The sequence below is a fragment of the Verrucosispora sp. CNZ293 genome (assembly GCF_002754655.1).
Window position 1 is genome coordinate 6,418,628 of sequence record NZ_PEFR01000001.1, and the last position, 14,883, is coordinate 6,433,510.

Annotated in this window: 13 protein-coding genes; 7 read left to right on the forward strand and 6 right to left on the reverse strand. The window is 72.6% G+C overall.

Annotated elements, in window-relative coordinates; translation table 11 throughout:
- Window positions 1-69: 69 nt before the first annotated feature.
- From npdG to CLT74_RS29360, 3 genes are all read left to right on the forward strand, one after another.
- Entirely contained in the window at window positions 70-768 is a 699-nt protein-coding gene (npdG, locus tag CLT74_RS29350) for an NADPH-dependent F420 reductase (protein ID WP_099853361.1), read from the forward strand.
- Window positions 769-831: 63 nt separating this feature from the next.
- A complete protein-coding gene (locus tag CLT74_RS29355) occupies window positions 832-1,407 on the forward strand; it encodes an RNA polymerase sigma factor (protein WP_099850781.1) in 576 nt (191 codons plus the stop codon).
- Window positions 1,404-2,231, forward strand: a complete 828-nt coding sequence (locus CLT74_RS29360; RefSeq protein WP_099850783.1) for a hypothetical protein — start codon at window positions 1,404-1,406, stop codon at window positions 2,229-2,231. The genes CLT74_RS29355 and CLT74_RS29360 overlap by 4 nt, the downstream gene beginning before the upstream one ends.
- A gap of 101 nt (window positions 2,232-2,332) precedes the next feature.
- Here the strand turns inward: CLT74_RS29360 and CLT74_RS29365 are convergent, their stop codons facing one another.
- The 4 genes from CLT74_RS29365 to CLT74_RS29380 all read right to left on the reverse strand — a co-directional run bounded on the left by CLT74_RS29365 (window position 2,333) and on the right by CLT74_RS29380 (window position 6,677).
- On the reverse strand, window positions 2,333-2,662 hold the full coding sequence (locus CLT74_RS29365) for a hypothetical protein (protein WP_099850785.1): 330 nt from the start codon (window positions 2,660-2,662) through the stop codon (window positions 2,333-2,335).
- A gap of 223 nt (window positions 2,663-2,885) precedes the next feature.
- A complete protein-coding gene (locus CLT74_RS29370; RefSeq protein WP_099853367.1) occupies window positions 2,886-3,647 on the reverse strand; it encodes a hypothetical protein in 762 nt (253 codons plus the stop codon).
- Between the two features lie 267 nt (window positions 3,648-3,914).
- Window positions 3,915-4,760: a 3-methyl-2-oxobutanoate hydroxymethyltransferase gene (gene panB, locus CLT74_RS29375; protein ID WP_099853371.1), complete on the reverse strand. Its 846-nt coding sequence runs from the start codon at window positions 4,758-4,760 to the stop codon at window positions 3,915-3,917.
- Between the two features lie 141 nt (window positions 4,761-4,901).
- Window positions 4,902-6,677 carry an NAD+ synthase gene (locus CLT74_RS29380; RefSeq protein ID WP_099850787.1) on the reverse strand — a complete coding sequence of 592 codons (1,776 nt, stop codon included), beginning with the start codon at window positions 6,675-6,677 and terminating at the stop codon, window positions 4,902-4,904.
- A gap of 203 nt (window positions 6,678-6,880) precedes the next feature.
- Between CLT74_RS29380 and glnA the strand changes: the two genes are divergently transcribed.
- Both glnA and CLT74_RS29390 read left to right on the forward strand, forming a co-directional pair.
- Complete coding sequence (gene glnA, locus CLT74_RS29385; RefSeq protein WP_099850789.1) at window positions 6,881-8,230, forward strand: type I glutamate--ammonia ligase; 1,350 nt, start codon at window positions 6,881-6,883, stop codon at window positions 8,228-8,230.
- A 159-nt stretch (window positions 8,231-8,389) separates the two neighbouring features.
- Complete coding sequence (locus tag CLT74_RS29390; RefSeq protein WP_099850791.1) at window positions 8,390-8,815, forward strand: DUF350 domain-containing protein; 426 nt, start codon at window positions 8,390-8,392, stop codon at window positions 8,813-8,815.
- Window positions 8,816-9,211: 396 nt separating this feature from the next.
- On the opposite strand, the gene CLT74_RS29395 is transcribed toward CLT74_RS29390, so the two are convergent.
- Entirely contained in the window at window positions 9,212-9,775 is a 564-nt protein-coding gene (locus tag CLT74_RS29395) for a hypothetical protein (protein WP_099850792.1), read from the reverse strand.
- Window positions 9,776-9,904: 129 nt separating this feature from the next.
- Complete coding sequence (locus CLT74_RS29400) at window positions 9,905-10,780, reverse strand: LD-carboxypeptidase (RefSeq protein ID WP_099853375.1); 876 nt, start codon at window positions 10,778-10,780, stop codon at window positions 9,905-9,907.
- 159 nt (window positions 10,781-10,939) lie between these two features.
- Between CLT74_RS29400 and CLT74_RS29405 the strand changes: the two genes are divergently transcribed.
- Both CLT74_RS29405 and CLT74_RS29410 read left to right on the forward strand, forming a co-directional pair.
- Entirely contained in the window at window positions 10,940-11,737 is a 798-nt protein-coding gene (locus CLT74_RS29405; protein ID WP_099850795.1) for a type 1 glutamine amidotransferase, read from the forward strand.
- Window positions 11,737-14,868, forward strand: a complete 3,132-nt coding sequence (locus CLT74_RS29410) for a bifunctional [glutamine synthetase] adenylyltransferase/[glutamine synthetase]-adenylyl-L-tyrosine phosphorylase (protein ID WP_099850797.1) — start codon at window positions 11,737-11,739, stop codon at window positions 14,866-14,868. Before CLT74_RS29405 ends, CLT74_RS29410 begins: the two co-directional genes overlap by 1 nt.
- The last annotated feature ends 15 nt before the right edge of the window (window positions 14,869-14,883 follow it).

The following is a 14,883-nucleotide window of genomic DNA, read 5'->3' on the forward strand; positions in this document are numbered from 1 at the left end:
CGCCGCAGCGGGCATTGTCACAGCGTCGGGCGCTGCTGCCGGGCCAGCGGATTTGCGAGGATGACGACCATGGCATACGACCCGAGCACCCTGCCCGACGTTTCCGGGCTCACCATCGGCATCATCGGTGGCACCGGCGACCAGGGCCGTGGGCTCGCCTACCGGTTCGCCCGGGCGGGCCTGACGGTGCTCATCGGTTCCCGTTCCGCGCAGCGGGCCGCCGAGTCGGCCGCCGAGATCGCCGCGCTGCCCGGCGTACCGGCCGGTGGCAGCGTCACCGGCGCCGACAACGACGAGGTGGCCCGGCGCAGCGACGTGGTGATCATCGCGGTGCCGTGGGACGGGCACGCCGCCACCGTCGCCGCGCTCGCCGAACCTCTCACCGGCAAGATCGTCGTGGACTGCGTCAACCCGCTCGGCTTCGACAAGCAGGGCCCGTACGCGCTGCCGGTGCCGGAGGGCAGCGCCGTCCAGCAGGCCGCCGCGCTGCTGCCCGACTCCCGGGTCTGCGCCGCGTTCAACCACGTAAGCGCTCCGCTGCTGGCCGACCCCGAGATCGACCGCATCGAGCTGGACGTGCTGATCTGCACCGAGGAGCGGGAGCTGGTCGGCATCGTCGGCGCGCTCGCCGCCCACATTCCCGGCATGCGTGGGATCTACGCCGGACGGCTGCGCAACGCCCACCAGATCGAGGCGTTCACCGCGAACCTGATCGCCATCAACAAGCGCTACAAGGCACACGCGGGAGTCCGGGTCACCGACCTCTGAGCGCGCGTACCCCGCTCGTCGCCGTCGACGCAACGCCGCCGGGCCTGCCGGCCATAGGGTGATGTGACGATCCAGATGGAGCCGACCGACCAGGAGTTGTGGTCGGCGACGGTGGCCGGCGACGAGGTGCGGTTCGCGCAGCTGTTCGACAGGTACGCGCGGACCGTTTACAACCATGCGTTCCGGCTCACCGGCTCCTGGTCGCTGGCCGAGGACGTCACCCAGTCGGCCTTCCTGGTCGCCTGGCGCCGTCGCGACGACGCCCGCCTGGTCGACGGCTCGATACTGCCCTGGCTGCTCGTCATCACCACGAACACCGCGCGCGGTGAGACCCGCTCGGCGCGGCGTTGGCGCGCGCTGCTGCGGCGGATACCGCTTGAGCGCGGTACGGAACGAGACGTCGCGGAGGACGCGGCCGGGCGGGTGGACGACGAGCGGCGGATGCGGCTGATCCTGGCGGCGGTGCGCCAGCTGCCCCGTGCCGAGCGTGAAGCCGTCGCGCTGTGCCTGTGGTCCGGTGTGTCCTACGCCGACGCGGCGGTCGCGCTTGACATCAGCGAAGGCTCGGTTCGCTCCCGGGTCAGCCGGGCGCGCGCCCGGTTGGCCAGCCAACTTCTCGACGATCCGGAGGACCGATGAACGAGCTGCTCGACCCGCCCGCCGAGCGTGACCTGCCGGCCGGGCGGACGGTCCGGATGCGGGCCCGACTCATGACGGAGATGCGGGCGGTGCCCGGCCCTGCGCCGGTCCGTCGCCGCATCGCCGTGGCACTCGTCGCCGCCGCGATGGTCGCCACGGTCGCAGTGGTCACCTGGCCCGATCCGGATCGGGGGGTCCAGCTTCTGGCCTTCGGGCCGGACGAACTGTCACCGACGCTGCGGCAGTCCGCCGAGCGGTGCCTGGCCCTCGGTGACGAGCCGGCCCGGGCGTCGGCGACCGTCGCCGACCTGGCGGTCGCCGTGGAACAGGGCGACCACGTTGCGTTGATGTTCCTCACCGACGACCATTACGTCGCATGTGATCTGTGGGATCCGGCCCACCAGTCGTGGTCCGGTGGCACGGCGACCTCCGTCGACGATCCGACCTGGCGGAAGGCGTGGCTGCCCGGCCCCGTCCAACGGCTCCTGCTCACCTCGACCGACCCCGACGGCGGCGAGGTGGTGGCGATCGGGCGGGTGAGCGCCCGGGTGCACCGGGTGGTGTTGCAGCAGGCCGACGGCACGATCACGCCGGCCCGGGTCGCGGGTGGCGCGTTCGGCCTCGTCGGCGCGGGCGTCAGCGAGGACGGCGGGGCGGAGCTGGTCGCCTACGACAGGGCCGGCGTCGAGCTCGACAGGCGACCACTGTTCACCCCGTTCGACAAGCTCGGTCGCTGCTACGTCGACCCGGCCGGCGCGGTCGTCTACGGTGACCCCGGCCCCACCTGCCAGCCCGCCGAGCCGTGGCACCGTCACCGTCGGTGACTGCACCAACCAGGAGCGGATCGTTGGCAGAAAAGGTGTTGGCCGGCCGGCGTGTCCGCTACCGCAACTGCCACTGATCCTTGGTGAGGGCGTCCGGGCGGTCAGAAGGTGACGTTGACGCCTGCCGACTTGCAGGCCGTGCTCAGGGAAGCGCCGGCCTTCTCGAAGGCCGGGTTGTCCGCGGCGGTCGCCGGATCCGCGGCGTTGGCGGCCTTGCCGGCCTCCGCGCCGAACTTCTCCAACGCGGCCACCACCTTGCTGTCGGTGGCGCCGGTGGCCGCCACCCGGGTCACCTCGTTCTGCAACCCGGACAGGATCTTCTGGAACAGTGCCGGCGACGGCTCGCTCCCGGAACCCAGCGCGGAGACGAGATTCCGCTTCATTTCCTCGCTGGCCTTCTTCGCCGACTGGCAGAGCTTCTTGTCGCTCACCGTTTCCGCTGCGTCAGCGGTGGGCGGTGCCGGGGTGGGCGACGCGGAAGGGGCACTGGCGGACGGTACGACGGCCGACGGTGAGGCTCCGGCCGTCGGGGCCGCCTCCTCGCCACCGCAGGCGGTAAGTGTCAGCAGCGAGGCGCAGGCCAGGACAAGAAAAGAAGCACGAACTCGATCCACGAGCGTGAACCGTAGCGGCTTTCGGGAAATTTCGCTCGCCCTATCCGGCGTCCAGGCGCGGCACCCACCAGTCGCCGAGAAGTTGGCCGAGTACCAGCAACAGCATGCTGCTCAGGAGCGCGGCGAGGAGGCCGAGAGCGAAACCGAGTGCACCGTGGCTGCGCTCACGTGGGCCGGTGTGCGGGGAGCCGCTGTGCGCCCAGGGGTGCTCCCGGGCCAACCACCACAGGAGCCCGAGCCCGAACGGTACGAGGCAGACCAGCCAGAACCAGAACCACCGTGTACCCAGCACCGGAGTGGGCCCGGTCAGCAGGACACCGATGATGACCACGGCAGCGGCGAGGCCCGTTCCAGCGATTACCTTCCCGAGCGGCTGGAGAACGCCGCGGCGACCCTCCAGACCCGCGGCCCGCAACTGCTCTGCGATGCCGACCGCCCCCGGCCCGGCGTAGGACCCCTCGTGGACGGTGCCGGTGGTCGCGACCTGCTCGAAGTTGACGGTGTCGGTCCACCAGACCCGACCGTCGGGCGTACGCCACCCGAATAGCGGACCGAGAGCGCCGGCGGACTCCAGGTCAGCCGCGCCGAACCACGGGGTTCGCCGGTTGGTGTCCCACCGGTCACCCCACTGGTAGGCCACGATCCGGCCGGCAACCAGATCCGCCTGCGCCTGGTCGTAACTCTGCTGCCGAGGCGCCGTCCACCAGGCCGTCCCCGCCGCGAGCAGCCACAGTGCGACGAGGCCGAGCCGGAGCGCCGCCCACCAGCGCCACCGCCGACCAGCCGAGGTGTCATCGATCATGGTCGCATCATTGCAGCGGGCGTCCAGGCCCGACCGGAGCCGATGACCACCGTGGGGATCGCCGGTCGGAGCCGTGCGGTCGACCCGCCCGCCCTGACCGTCCAGCCGTTTGTTGGTGACCAGCTGTAGTGGTTCCTGCCGTACGGGAGCTCGTTGCTGCCGCTGTGGCGTTGTCGCTGACCGGCTGCTGACGGTCGGCCGGGCGTGGCGGGCGATGGGCAGCCCAGCCGTCACCGACGGCCGGGCTGCCACAGACCGGCGGGAGGGTCAGAAGGTGTGTTCGGGGGCGGGGAACTGGCCGGAGCGGACCTCGTCGGCGAAGCGGCGGGTGGCCTCGCCGAGGGTGTCGGCCAGGGCGGCGTAGCGCTTCACGAAGCGTGGTGCCTTGCCGGTGCGCAGGCCCGCCATGTCCTGCCAGACGAGCACCTGGGCGTCGGTTTCCGGGCCGGCGCCGATGCCCACGGTGGGGATCGGCAGCTCGGCGGTGACCCGCTTGGCGACGTCGCCGGGCACCATTTCGAGCACCACCGCGAAGGCACCCGCCGCGGCGACCGCCCGCGCGTCGGCAAGTACCTCGTCGGCGGTCTCCCCACGGCCCTGCACCCGGTAGCCACCGATCGTGTGCTCACGCTGCGGGGTGAAACCGATGTGCGCCATCACCGGGATGCCGGCACCGACGATCGCCTCGATCTGCGCGGCATAGCGCTGGCCACCCTCCAGTTTCACCGCGTGGCAACCGCCCTCCTTCATGAACCGGACGGCCGTCCGCAGCGCCTGGGTCGGACCCTCCTCGTACGACCCGAAGGGCAGGTCACCGACGACAAGGGTCTGCCGGGTGGCCCGGACGACCGACCGGACCAGCGGCAGCAGCTCCTCGGCGGTCACCGGCAGGGTCGTCTCGTAGCCGAACACGTTGTTCGCCGCCGAGTCGCCCACCAGCAGCACCGGGATCCCGGCGGCGTCGAAGATCGAGGCCGTGTACTGGTCGTACGAGGTGAGCATCGACCATTTCTCGCCGCGCTCCTTGGCGGCGAGCAGGTCGCGGGTACGGACGCGACGGGTGGCCGGGCCGCCGTAGAGGGCTGTCACCTCGGCCGGAGTGGATTCAACCATGACGTTCTCCTTCCTCGAGGCCGCGTACGCGGTCCCCGGGTTCTGCCGCGATCGTCCCACCGTGCGGGCGGTCGGCGGCAGGGCGCAGTGGAGGATGTCACTCCGGCCCGGCATCACGAGCCAGCCGCTCGTGGTGCCCGGTCAGCCGTCCTCGCGCCACCGGTTGGTGATCGGCAGCCGTCGGTCCCGCCCGAACGCCTTCATGGAGATCTTCGTACCCGGCGCCGATTGGCGGCGCTTGTACTCGGCGGTATCCACCAACCGCAGCACCTTGTCCACCACGGCCGGGTCATGGCCGTCGGCGACCAGGCCGTCGCGGCCCAGGTCGCCGTCGATGTAGCCGATCAGGATCGGATCGAGTACGTCGTAGTCGGGTAGTGAGTCGCTGTCGAGCTGACCCGGGCTCAGCTCGGCGCTCGGCGGCTTGCCTATCGAGTTCTCCGGGATCGGCGGCGTCAGGCCCAGCCGGGCCGCCTCCGCGTTGCGCCACTTGGCCAGCCGCCAGACGAGGGTCTTCCACACGTCCTTGATCGGGTTGAAGCCGCCGACCGAGTCGCCGTACAGGGTCGAGTAGCCCACCGCCAGCTCGCTCTTGTTGCCGGTGGTCAGCACCAGGTGGCCCTCCTGGTTCGACAACGCCATCAGGATGACGCCGCGTACCCGGGCCTGAAGGTTCTCCACCGCCACCCCGGACAGCGACAGGTTCGCCAGGAAGGTGTCCACCATCGGCTGGATCGGCTCCACCCGGTAGTCAAGGCCGGTCCGCTTGGCCAGGTCGGCCGCGTCGGAACGGCTGTGCTCCGAGGAGTGCTGGCTGGGCAGGGAGACCCCGACCACCCGGTCGCCGCCGAGGGCGTCCACGGCGATGGCCGCCACCACCGCCGAGTCGATGCCGCCGGAGAGCCCGAGGACCACCGAGGGGAAGCGGTTCTTCTCGACGTAGTCCCGCAGGCCGAGCACCAGCGCCTGCCACACCTCGGCCTCGTCGGCCACCGGCTCGATGAGGCCGCCGGTCGCCGCCGGGCCGGTGGGCGAGGGCGGGATCCCGCCGACGGTACGACGCACCACCCGCAGCCCTTCGGCGAGCTGCTCGCCGTCGCCGACCTCGTCGCCGCCGGTGGTCTCGTCGGCCGCGGGCAGGTCCACGTCGTGCACGAGCAGGTGGGTGACGAACTGCGGGGCCCGGGTCAGCACCGTCCCGTCCGCCGCGACGACCATCGAGTCGCCCTCGAAGACCAGCTCGTCCTGACCGCCGATCATGTTGACGTACGCGATGGTGGCACCGGCCTCGGCGGCCCGTCGACGGACCACCGGAAGCCGCAGGTCGTCCTTGTTCAGCTCGTACGGCGAGCCGTTGATGTTGACCACGAGCCCCACGCCGGCCCGCCGGGCGGCGGCGAACGGCCCCCCGGCCTGCCACAGGTCCTCGCAGATGGTCAGCGCCACGTCCACCCCACCGAGCCGGACCACTGTGAGCATGTCGCCGGGCACGAAGTAGCGGTCCTCGTCGAAGACGCCGTAGTTGGGCAGGTGGTGCTTGAAGTAGGTGGCGACCACCTCACCGCGGTGCAGCAGCGCGGCGGCGTTGCGCGCCCCCCGACCCGGCTCGGCGTCCGCGCTCACCTGCGGCGGCCCGTCCGCGTCGAGGTAACCCACCACGACCGGCAGCTCACCCAGGCCGTCGGCGGCCAGATCGGCGGCGAGCCGGCCGAGTGCCGCCTGGGAGGCGGCCACGAAGGAGCGCCGGAAGACCAGGTCCTCCACCGGGTACCCGGTCAGCATCATCTCCGGGAACAGGACGAGCTGGGCGCCGGAGGCGGCGGCCCGGCGGGTCCACGCGCGGACGAGACCGGCGTTGCCGGTGAGGTCACCGACACTTGGGTTGACCTGGCACAGCGCGAGACGCAGGGTGGGCATGTCCTCATCTTGCCCCAGCGACCCGAGGTCGACACGTCGGCGTGGGGCAGAGCCACCGGGCCGGACCGCCGGTCGGGACTGGACGGGACGCAACGGCCGGGGTTCGGTTAACGTCTGCGTAATCGGGTCGGTGGAGACTGGTCGGTCAGGTCGGGCAGAGTCCGACCCAAGGCGGACAGAGCGTGTCGCGGAAGGTTGGGGAAGTGGACCGTCAGCAGGAGTTCGTCCTCCGTACGCTGGAAGAGCGGGACATCCGTTTCGTCCGGCTGTGGTTCACCGACGTGCTGGGCACGCTCAAGAGCGTGTCCGTCGCCCCGGCCGAACTTGAGGCCGCCTTCGAGGAAGGCATCGGTTTCGACGGCTCGGCCATCGAGGGGTTCGCCCGGGTCTTCGAGTCGGACATGGTCGCCATGCCGGACCCGACCACCTTCCAGGTCTTCCCGTTCGAGGGTGGGGTCAGCGGCGAGAGCGCCCGGATGTTCTGCGACATCCTGTTGCCCGACGGCGGTCCCTCCTGGGCCGACCCGCGCCACGTGCTGCGTCGGGCGCTGTCCCGGGCGGCGGAGAAGGGCTTCACCTTCTACACCCACCCCGAGATCGAGTTCTTCCTGCTGGAGAACGGGCCGATGGACGGCACCGTGCCGGTGCCGGTGGACACCGGCGGCTACTTCGAGCACACCACCCACGCGGTGGCGCGGGACTTCCGCCGCCAGGCGGTGCTGTCGCTGGAGCGGATCGGCATCTCGGTGGAGTTCAGCCACCACGAGGTCGCCCCCGGCCAGCAGGAGATCGACCTGCGCTACGCGGACGCGCTCACCACCGCCGACAACATCATGACCTTCCGGCACGTGGTGAAGGAGGTCGCGCTCTCCACAGGCGTCCAGGCCACCTTCATGCCGAAGCCGTTCACCGACCAGCCGGGCAGCGGGATGCACACCCACCTGTCGCTGTTCGAGGGGGAGCGCAACGCGTTCCACGACGCCAGTGACCCGATGAAGCTGTCCAAGGTGGCCCGGGCGTTCATCGCCGGGCTGCTGACCCACGCCCGGGAATACACGGCCGTCACCAACCAGTGGGTCAACTCGTACAAGCGGCTGTTCCCGCAGGCGTTGCCGGACCGGGTCACCGAGAGCCCCGCGTACGTCTGCTGGGGGCACCTGAACCGCTCCGCGCTGGTCCGGGTCCCCGCGTACGGCAAGCCGAACTCGGCCCGGGTGGAGATCCGTTCGCCCGACTCGGCCGCCAACCCGTACCTCGCCTTCGCGGTGCTGCTCGGCGCCGGCATGAAGGGCATCGAGGAGGGGTACGAGCTGCCGCCGGGCGCCGAGGACGACGTGTGGGCGCTGACCAGCGCCGAGCGGCGGGCGATGGGGTACGAGCCGCTGCCGGAGAACCTGTCCGAGGCGATCGACGTGATGGCGGGTTCGGAACTTGTCGCCGAGGTGCTCGGCGAGCACGTCTTCGACTTCTTCCTGCGCAACAAGCGGGCCGAGTGGGAGCAGTACCGCCGCGAGGTCACCCCGTACGAGCGCCAGCACTACCTGTCGCTGTAGCCGCTGCTCCGGGCGGGTCTGCCTGTCGCTGCCGCCGCTGCTCTGGGCGGGTGCGTGGGGACGGGCCCGCCGCCGGGCAGCCGGGCGTTGCCAGGTGCCGCTATCGTCTCGATCACCGTGCCGGCGTCCGTCGGCCGGAGACTCGTCGGGAGGCAGTCGGTGCTGGAGGACCTGCTCAGCGGAGCCTGGCAGAGCGTGGTGTTCGGGGTCGTCGGAGTGGGCCTGATGGCCGCCGGCTTCGTCCTGGTCGACCTGCTCACCCCGGGCAAACTGCGGGATCTGATCTGGGTACGCCGCAATGCCAACGCCGGGCTGCTGCTCGCCGCGAACCAGCTCGGCGTCGCCGGAATCGTCTTCACCGCGATCCTGACCAGCTACAGCGACTTCGCCAAGGGGCTGGCCTCGACGGTGATCTTCGGGCTGATCGGTCTCGGCATCATGGCGTTGGCCTTCTTCGTGCTGGATCTGATCACGCCGGGCAAGCTCGGCGAGGTCATCTGCGCCGACGAGCCGCACCCGGTGGCCCGGGTCAGCGCCGCCAGCCACTTCGGCGCCGCGCTCATCGTCTGCGCCTGCATCGCCTGACGGCTCCCCGGCCGGGGTCTGCCTGCCGGCTCCCCGGCCCGGGTCTGCCTGCCGGCGACGCTGTCCGGTCTGCCGGCCGGCTCCCCGGCTCGGGCCTGCTGCGCCGTTGACGGTCGTCGGATGCGGCAAGTCGGTCCTTCCCGGGCTCCGGAGACCGCGACTTGCCGCATGTCGTGAGTCGGCGACCTGGGCGGAAGGGGATGTGCCGGTGCACCCGGTAGGCGGCCCCGCAGGAGTGGCGCGGGGCCGCCGTTCACCTGGTTCGCCTGTGTCAGCCGGGACCGCATTCGGCCAGGCCGTTCAGCCCACCCGCCGCGACGGGCGGACGTACCGCCCACACCGCTACGGGACGGGCGTACGCCGCGCACGCCGCGACGGGTGGTGCCGGCCGGGGTGTCACTTGCCGGCGGACTCGCCCGCGTCGCCACGAACGCCCGGTCCGCCCCAGCCGCCGAACACACCGGCCTCGACGGCTGCGGTGATGGCGTCGGCCTGCTCCTGGGTCAGCTTGCCGTCCTCGACCGCCTGCGCGAGCCGCTCGGCCAGCGCCTCCTTGCGCTCCTCGGCCGACGGGGGTGTCCGCCGCTCGCCCGCGCCACCCTCGGCGGCACCATCGCCGCCCTTACGGCCCTCGGCGGGACCATCGCCGCGCCACGGGAATCCCCGGTGGCCCTCGCGGTCCGTCCGGCCCTGCGGCTGGTGCTGCTCGCGCAGCTTCTCCAGCGCCTCGGTCACCTTCTCGGCCGGCACGCCCAGTTCCTCGGCCAGCGCCTCGGCGAACTCCGCATGCCGCGTGGCCCGCTGCTCCTGGCGGTCACCCCGCGGTTCGCTGCTCGCGCTGGCGCTCGGGGTGGCCTTGTCGTCGGCGAGCGCCACGGTGGGAGCGGCGATCCCCACGCCGAGCACACCGGCCGCGGCCAGGCCGGCCAGCAGGTGCTTCTTCGAAATCGTGCGGGACATCGTTCCTCCAACTCGTCGGTGATGCGATGACGTCACCGACAGTGACGAGCCTGGCTGGGCGCGAACCATGGCGAAGCTGTCAGCGAGCTGGCAATCCCGGCCAAGAATACGGACAATCCCGACAAGTGGTCAGCGGACGGCGGCGACCGCCGTGAGGGTGCCGGCGTCGGCGTCGAGCGTCGTCCGGGTGCCTACCGGAACGGTGAGCTGACCGGGACCGTGACCGATCGGCAGGCCACCCAGCACCGGTACGCCCAGGTCGCCGAGGCGCTCGACGAGCACGTCGGCCACGGTGGTGTCCCAGCCGTCGGCGCAGTCGGTGAACTGTCCCACCGCCACCCCGGCCAACTCGTCCAGCGCGCCGGCCCGGCGGAGCTGGGTCAGCATCCGGTCGACCTTGTACGGCGGTTCCTGCACGTCCTCCAGCAGCAGCACCGCGCCGGTCAGGTCGGGCATGTCCGGGGTGCCGAGGGAGGCCACGACCAGGCAGAGGTTGCCGCCCAGCAGCCGGCCGGTGGCCCGTCCCGGGACGCGTACGCCGAAGGTCTCCTCACCCTCGACGGCGCGCACGGTGACCGGCTCGGTGCTGGTCATCGCCGCGTGCAGGGACTCGGCCGAAGCCAGCGGGGTGCGTTCGTCGCGCCAGGCCGCCCCGGGACCGTGCACCCCGGCCAGCCGGGCGCCGCGCCAGAGCGCCAGCTGCAACGCGGTGATGTCGGAGAACCCGGCAACCACCTTCGGGTCACGGCGTACCGCCGCCATGTCGATGGCGTCCACCACCCGCTGCGCGCCGTAACCGCCCCGGGTGCAGATCACCCCGCGCACCTGCGGATCGGCGAACGCGGTGTTCAGGTCGGCCGCCCGCAGCGCGTCCGTCCCCGCCAGGTAACCCTGCCGGGCGTACGCGTTGGGCGCGAGCACCGGCCGCAGACCCCAGCCGGTGAGCAGTTCCACGCCCCGGGCCACCCGCTCCGGACGGGTCGGTCCGGACGGTGACACCAGCATCACCGTGTCGCCGGGGCGCAGGGCGGGTGGGCGTACGACGTCGTCGGGCGCGCTGCGGTCGGACACAGCGGCAGAGCCTACTGCGCTGGCCGGGAAGGGTTCACCGGATCGCCCGGGACCGCGCCGACGCGCGGGACAGCGCACCGATCCCTCGCGCTGATCGGATCGGCGAGACCGGATAGCCTCGACGATGTGGCAACCGCGTTGGTGATCGAGAACGACCCGACCGACGACCCGCGCCGGCTGGGGGAGTGGCTTACCGAAGCCGGGCTGGAGCTGTCGGTGGTGCGCCCGCACGCGGGCGACGCCCTCCCCGCCGACCTGGACGGGTACGTCGCCCTGGTCGTGCTCGGCGGCGACCAGCAGGCCTACCCGCTCACCGACGGCGCGCCGGGGGCGTCCTGGTTCCCGGCCGTGGAGAAGCTGCTCCGCAAGGCGGTGCGGCACCGCCTGCCGACCCTGGGTGTCTGCCTCGGCGCGCAGTTGCTGGCCACCGCCCATGCCGGCACCGTGGTCCGCAGCCCGTCCGGGCCGGAGGTCGGGCCTGCCGTGGTCGGCAAGCGCGACGCGGCCGAGTCCGATCCGCTCTTCCGGTACGTTCCGCTGATCCCCGACGTGTTGCAGTGGCACGCCGACGAGATCACCGAGTTGCCGGTCGGTGCCACCCTGCTGGCCGCCTCCACCCGCTATCCGCACCAGGCGTTCCGCCTCGGTGACCGGGCCTGGGGGTTGCAGTTCCACATCGAGTGCGACACCGCGATGATCGCCGACTGGGCCACCGACTCGGTGCTGCTGGCCGAGCTGGGTTACGACCCGCAGCTGGTGATCTCCGCCTGCGACGCGGTGATGGTCGATGTCGAGGAGGTCTGGCAGCCGTTCGCGGCGCGGTTCGCCGCGCTCGCCCTCGGCGAGCTGGACGACGGGTCGCGTCGTAGCCTGCCCCTGCTCGGGCACTGATGGGCCGGCCGACAAGCGCCACGGGCCGGCTCGCCCGCTACGGCTTCGGCGTCACCGACGACGACGCGCGGGCCCGCGCCGCCGACCTGCTCGGGCCGGACGGGCTCGACCTGTGGCGGCCACGGACGCAGGAACCGACAGGCGAGCAGGCCCAGGAGCTGCTCACCGCGCTGTCCCGGGCCGCCGACCCGGATCTGGCGCTGCGCCAGCTGCATCGCCTGGTCGAGGCGGAGCACCGTGCGACAACGGCGCCGAACGGCACGGGCGCAGCGGTGCGGCAGCGGGGCACCGGGCCCGGTCGCCACACGGCCACCCCCGCCGATGCCACCCCGGGCGAGGACGCTGCCGACAGCGGTGCGGCCGGCGGCATCGGCGCGGGCTCGTTGCTGCTCGCCGCGCTGCACGACGATCCGGGTCTGCGTCGCCGGCTGCTCGCCGTGCTGGGTGCCTCCTCGGCGCTCGGCGATCACCTGGTGGCCAACCCCGACCAGTGGCCGGTGCTGCGTACCGAATCGGACGGCCTCGCCCCGACCGCCGACGGCCGGCTCGACCTCTCCGGCGCGGGCAACCCGGTAGCGGTGCTGCGGCGGGCGTACCGGCTGGCGCTGCTGCGGGTCGCGGCGGCCGACCTGACCGGCGGACGCGGCCTGGAACAGACGATGGCCGCGCTCTCGGCGCTTGCCGACGCCACCCTGTCGGCCGCCTACCAGATCGCCGTGACGGAGCTGCCCGAGGGCACCCGGGAACCGCGCCTGGCCGTGGTCGCGATGGGCAAGTGCGGCGGCGGCGAGCTGAACTACGTCTCCGACGTCGACGTGATCTTCGTGGCGGCCGAGGACGACGACCTGACCATCGCCACCACCGTGGCCACCCGGCTGATCCACATCTGTGGCCTGGTCGCCTGGCCGGTCGACGCGGCCCTGCGCCCGGAGGGCACCCGGGGGCCGCTGGTGCGGACCCTCGCCAGCCACCTGGCCTACTACCGGCGTTGGGCCCGGACCTGGGAGTTCCAGGCGTTGCTCAAGGCCCGCCCGGCCGCCGGTGACCTGGCGCTCGGCCAGGAGTGGATCGACGCGCTGGCGCCGCTGCTCTGGCAGGCCGCCGAGCGTCCCGAGGCGGTCGAGGACGTCCGGGCGATGCGGCGCAAGATCATTGACCACATCCCGCCGAAGGAGCTGGAACGCGAGATCAAACGCGGTCCCGGCGGGCTGCGCGACATCGAGTTCGCGGTGCAGCTGCTGCAACTGGTGCACGGCCGGGGCGACGAGACGTTGCGGCCACCCGGCACCATCCCCGCCCTGCGCGCGCTGGTCACCGGCGGCTACGTCGGCCGGGCCGACGGCGAGGCGTTGCTGCGCGGCTACCGCTTCCTGCGCAGCGTCGAGCACCGGCTGCAACTTCAGGGCCTCCGTCGGACGCACACGGTACCGACCGAGCCGGGCGCGTTGCGCTGGCTCGCCGCCGCGCTCGGCTACACCGCCACGCCCGGTCGCAGCGCCGTCGAGGAGTTCCGCGCCGAGTGGGTCACCCACGCCTCAGAGGTACGCCGACTGCACGCCAAGCTGCTCTACCGGCCGCTGCTGGAGTCGGTCGCCCGGGTACCGGCCGACGGGCTGCGGCTGACCCCGCAGGCGGCCCGCAACCGGCTGGAGATCCTCGGCTTCGCCGACCCGGCCGGGGCGCTGCGTCACCTCCAGGCCCTCACCGGCGGGGTGAGCCGCACCGCCGCCATCCAGCGCACCCTGCTGCCGGTGCTGCTCAGCGAGTTCGCCGACGCGCCCGAGCCGGACCGGGGCCTGCTCAACTACCGCCAGGTCTCCGACTCCCTCGGCAGCACCCCCTGGTACCTGCGGCTACTGCGCGACTCCGGGCCGGTGGCCCGCCGGTTGGCCCGGGTGCTCTCCTCCTCCCGGTACGTCGCGGACCTGCTGACCCGGGAGCCGGAGGCGCTGCGCCTGCTCGCCGAGGAGAGCGAGCTGAGCCCACGGCCACGCGAGGTGCTCGTCGACGGTCTCACCGCCGCCGCGGCCCGCCACAGCGACCCGGTCGAGGCGACCCGGGCGGTACGCGCGCTGCGCCGCCGGGAACTGCTCCGCCTCGCCTGCGCCGACGTGCTCAGCCGGGCCGGTTCGATCGCCCCGGCCCGCCCCGACGGCGGCCGAACGACGCCCGCCCTGGCCGACGTCACAGCTGTCGGCACGGCGCTCTCCGACGTCACCGACGCGACCCTCGCCGCCGCGCTGCGGACCGCCCGGGCCGCCCAGCCGGACCTGCCGGGACTCACGTTCGCGGTGATCGGGGTGGGCCGGCTCGGCGGATACGAGTCGAACTACCTCTCCGACGCCGACGTGCTCTTCGTCTACGAACCTCCGGAGGGGGTCAGCGAGAGCGCGGCGAGCGCCGCCGCGCACGCCATCGCCGAGGAACTGCGGCGGCTGCTCGGCATGCCGGCACCGGATCCGCCGCTCGGCGTCGACGCCGACCTGCGTCCCGAGGGTCGGCAGGGGCCGCTGGTCCGCAGCCTCGCCGCCTACCAGCAGTACTACGCCCGCTGGTCGCGGGTGTGGGAGGCACAGGCGCTGCTGCGCGCCCGCTGCGTCTGCGGCGACGCCGAGCTGGGCACCCGCTTCGAGCAGATGATCGACCCGATCCGGTACCCGGCCGACGGACTGACCCGGGAACAGATCATCGAGATCCGCCGGATCAAGGTGCGGGTGGAGACCGAGCGGCTGCCGCGTGGCGCCGACCCGGCCACCCACACCAAACTGGGCCGGGGCGGCCTGGCCGACGTCGAGTGGGCGGTGCAACTGCTCCAGCTCCGACACGCGGGCGCGTACCCGCGACTGCGCGGCACGCGTACCCTCGACGCCCTCGCCGCCGCTCGGGACGCGGGCCTCGTCGATCCGGCGGACGCCGAGGCGATGACCGCCGGCTGGACGCTCGCCGCGCAGGTCCGCAACGCGCTGATGCTGGTCCGGGGCCGTGCCGGCGACCAGTTGCCCCGGCACGGCGTGGAACTTGCCGGCGTGGTCCGGCTGCTCGGCCACGAGGACCCGGGCGAGTTCCTCGACGAGTACCTGCGCACCGGCCGTCGCTCCCGCGCCGCCACCGAACGCGTGCTGGAGATGTAGCGCGGCCACCCGCCA

Bases quoted from the DNA above. Each gene is read 5' to 3' on its own strand.
- CLT74_RS29370 (WP_099853367.1), bottom strand. From the start codon at position 3,647: ATGATCGATGACACCTCGGCTGGTCGGCGGTGGCGCTGGTGGGCGGCG.
- panB (WP_099853371.1), bottom strand. From the start codon at position 4,760: ATGGTTGAATCCACTCCGGCCGAGGTGACAGCCCTCTACGGCGGCCCG.
- CLT74_RS29380 (WP_099850787.1), bottom strand. From the start codon at position 6,677: ATGCCCACCCTGCGTCTCGCGCTGTGCCAGGTCAACCCAAGTGTCGGT.
- CLT74_RS29360 (WP_099850783.1), top strand. From the start codon at position 1,404: ATGAACGAGCTGCTCGACCCGCCCGCCGAGCGTGACCTGCCGGCCGGG.
- CLT74_RS29395 (WP_099850792.1), bottom strand. From the start codon at position 9,775: ATGTCCCGCACGATTTCGAAGAAGCACCTGCTGGCCGGCCTGGCCGCG.
- npdG (WP_099853361.1), top strand. From the start codon at position 70: ATGGCATACGACCCGAGCACCCTGCCCGACGTTTCCGGGCTCACCATC.
- CLT74_RS29410 (WP_099850797.1), top strand. From the start codon at position 11,737: ATGGGCCGGCCGACAAGCGCCACGGGCCGGCTCGCCCGCTACGGCTTC.
- CLT74_RS29400 (WP_099853375.1), bottom strand. From the start codon at position 10,780: ATGCTGGTGTCACCGTCCGGACCGACCCGTCCGGAGCGGGTGGCCCGG.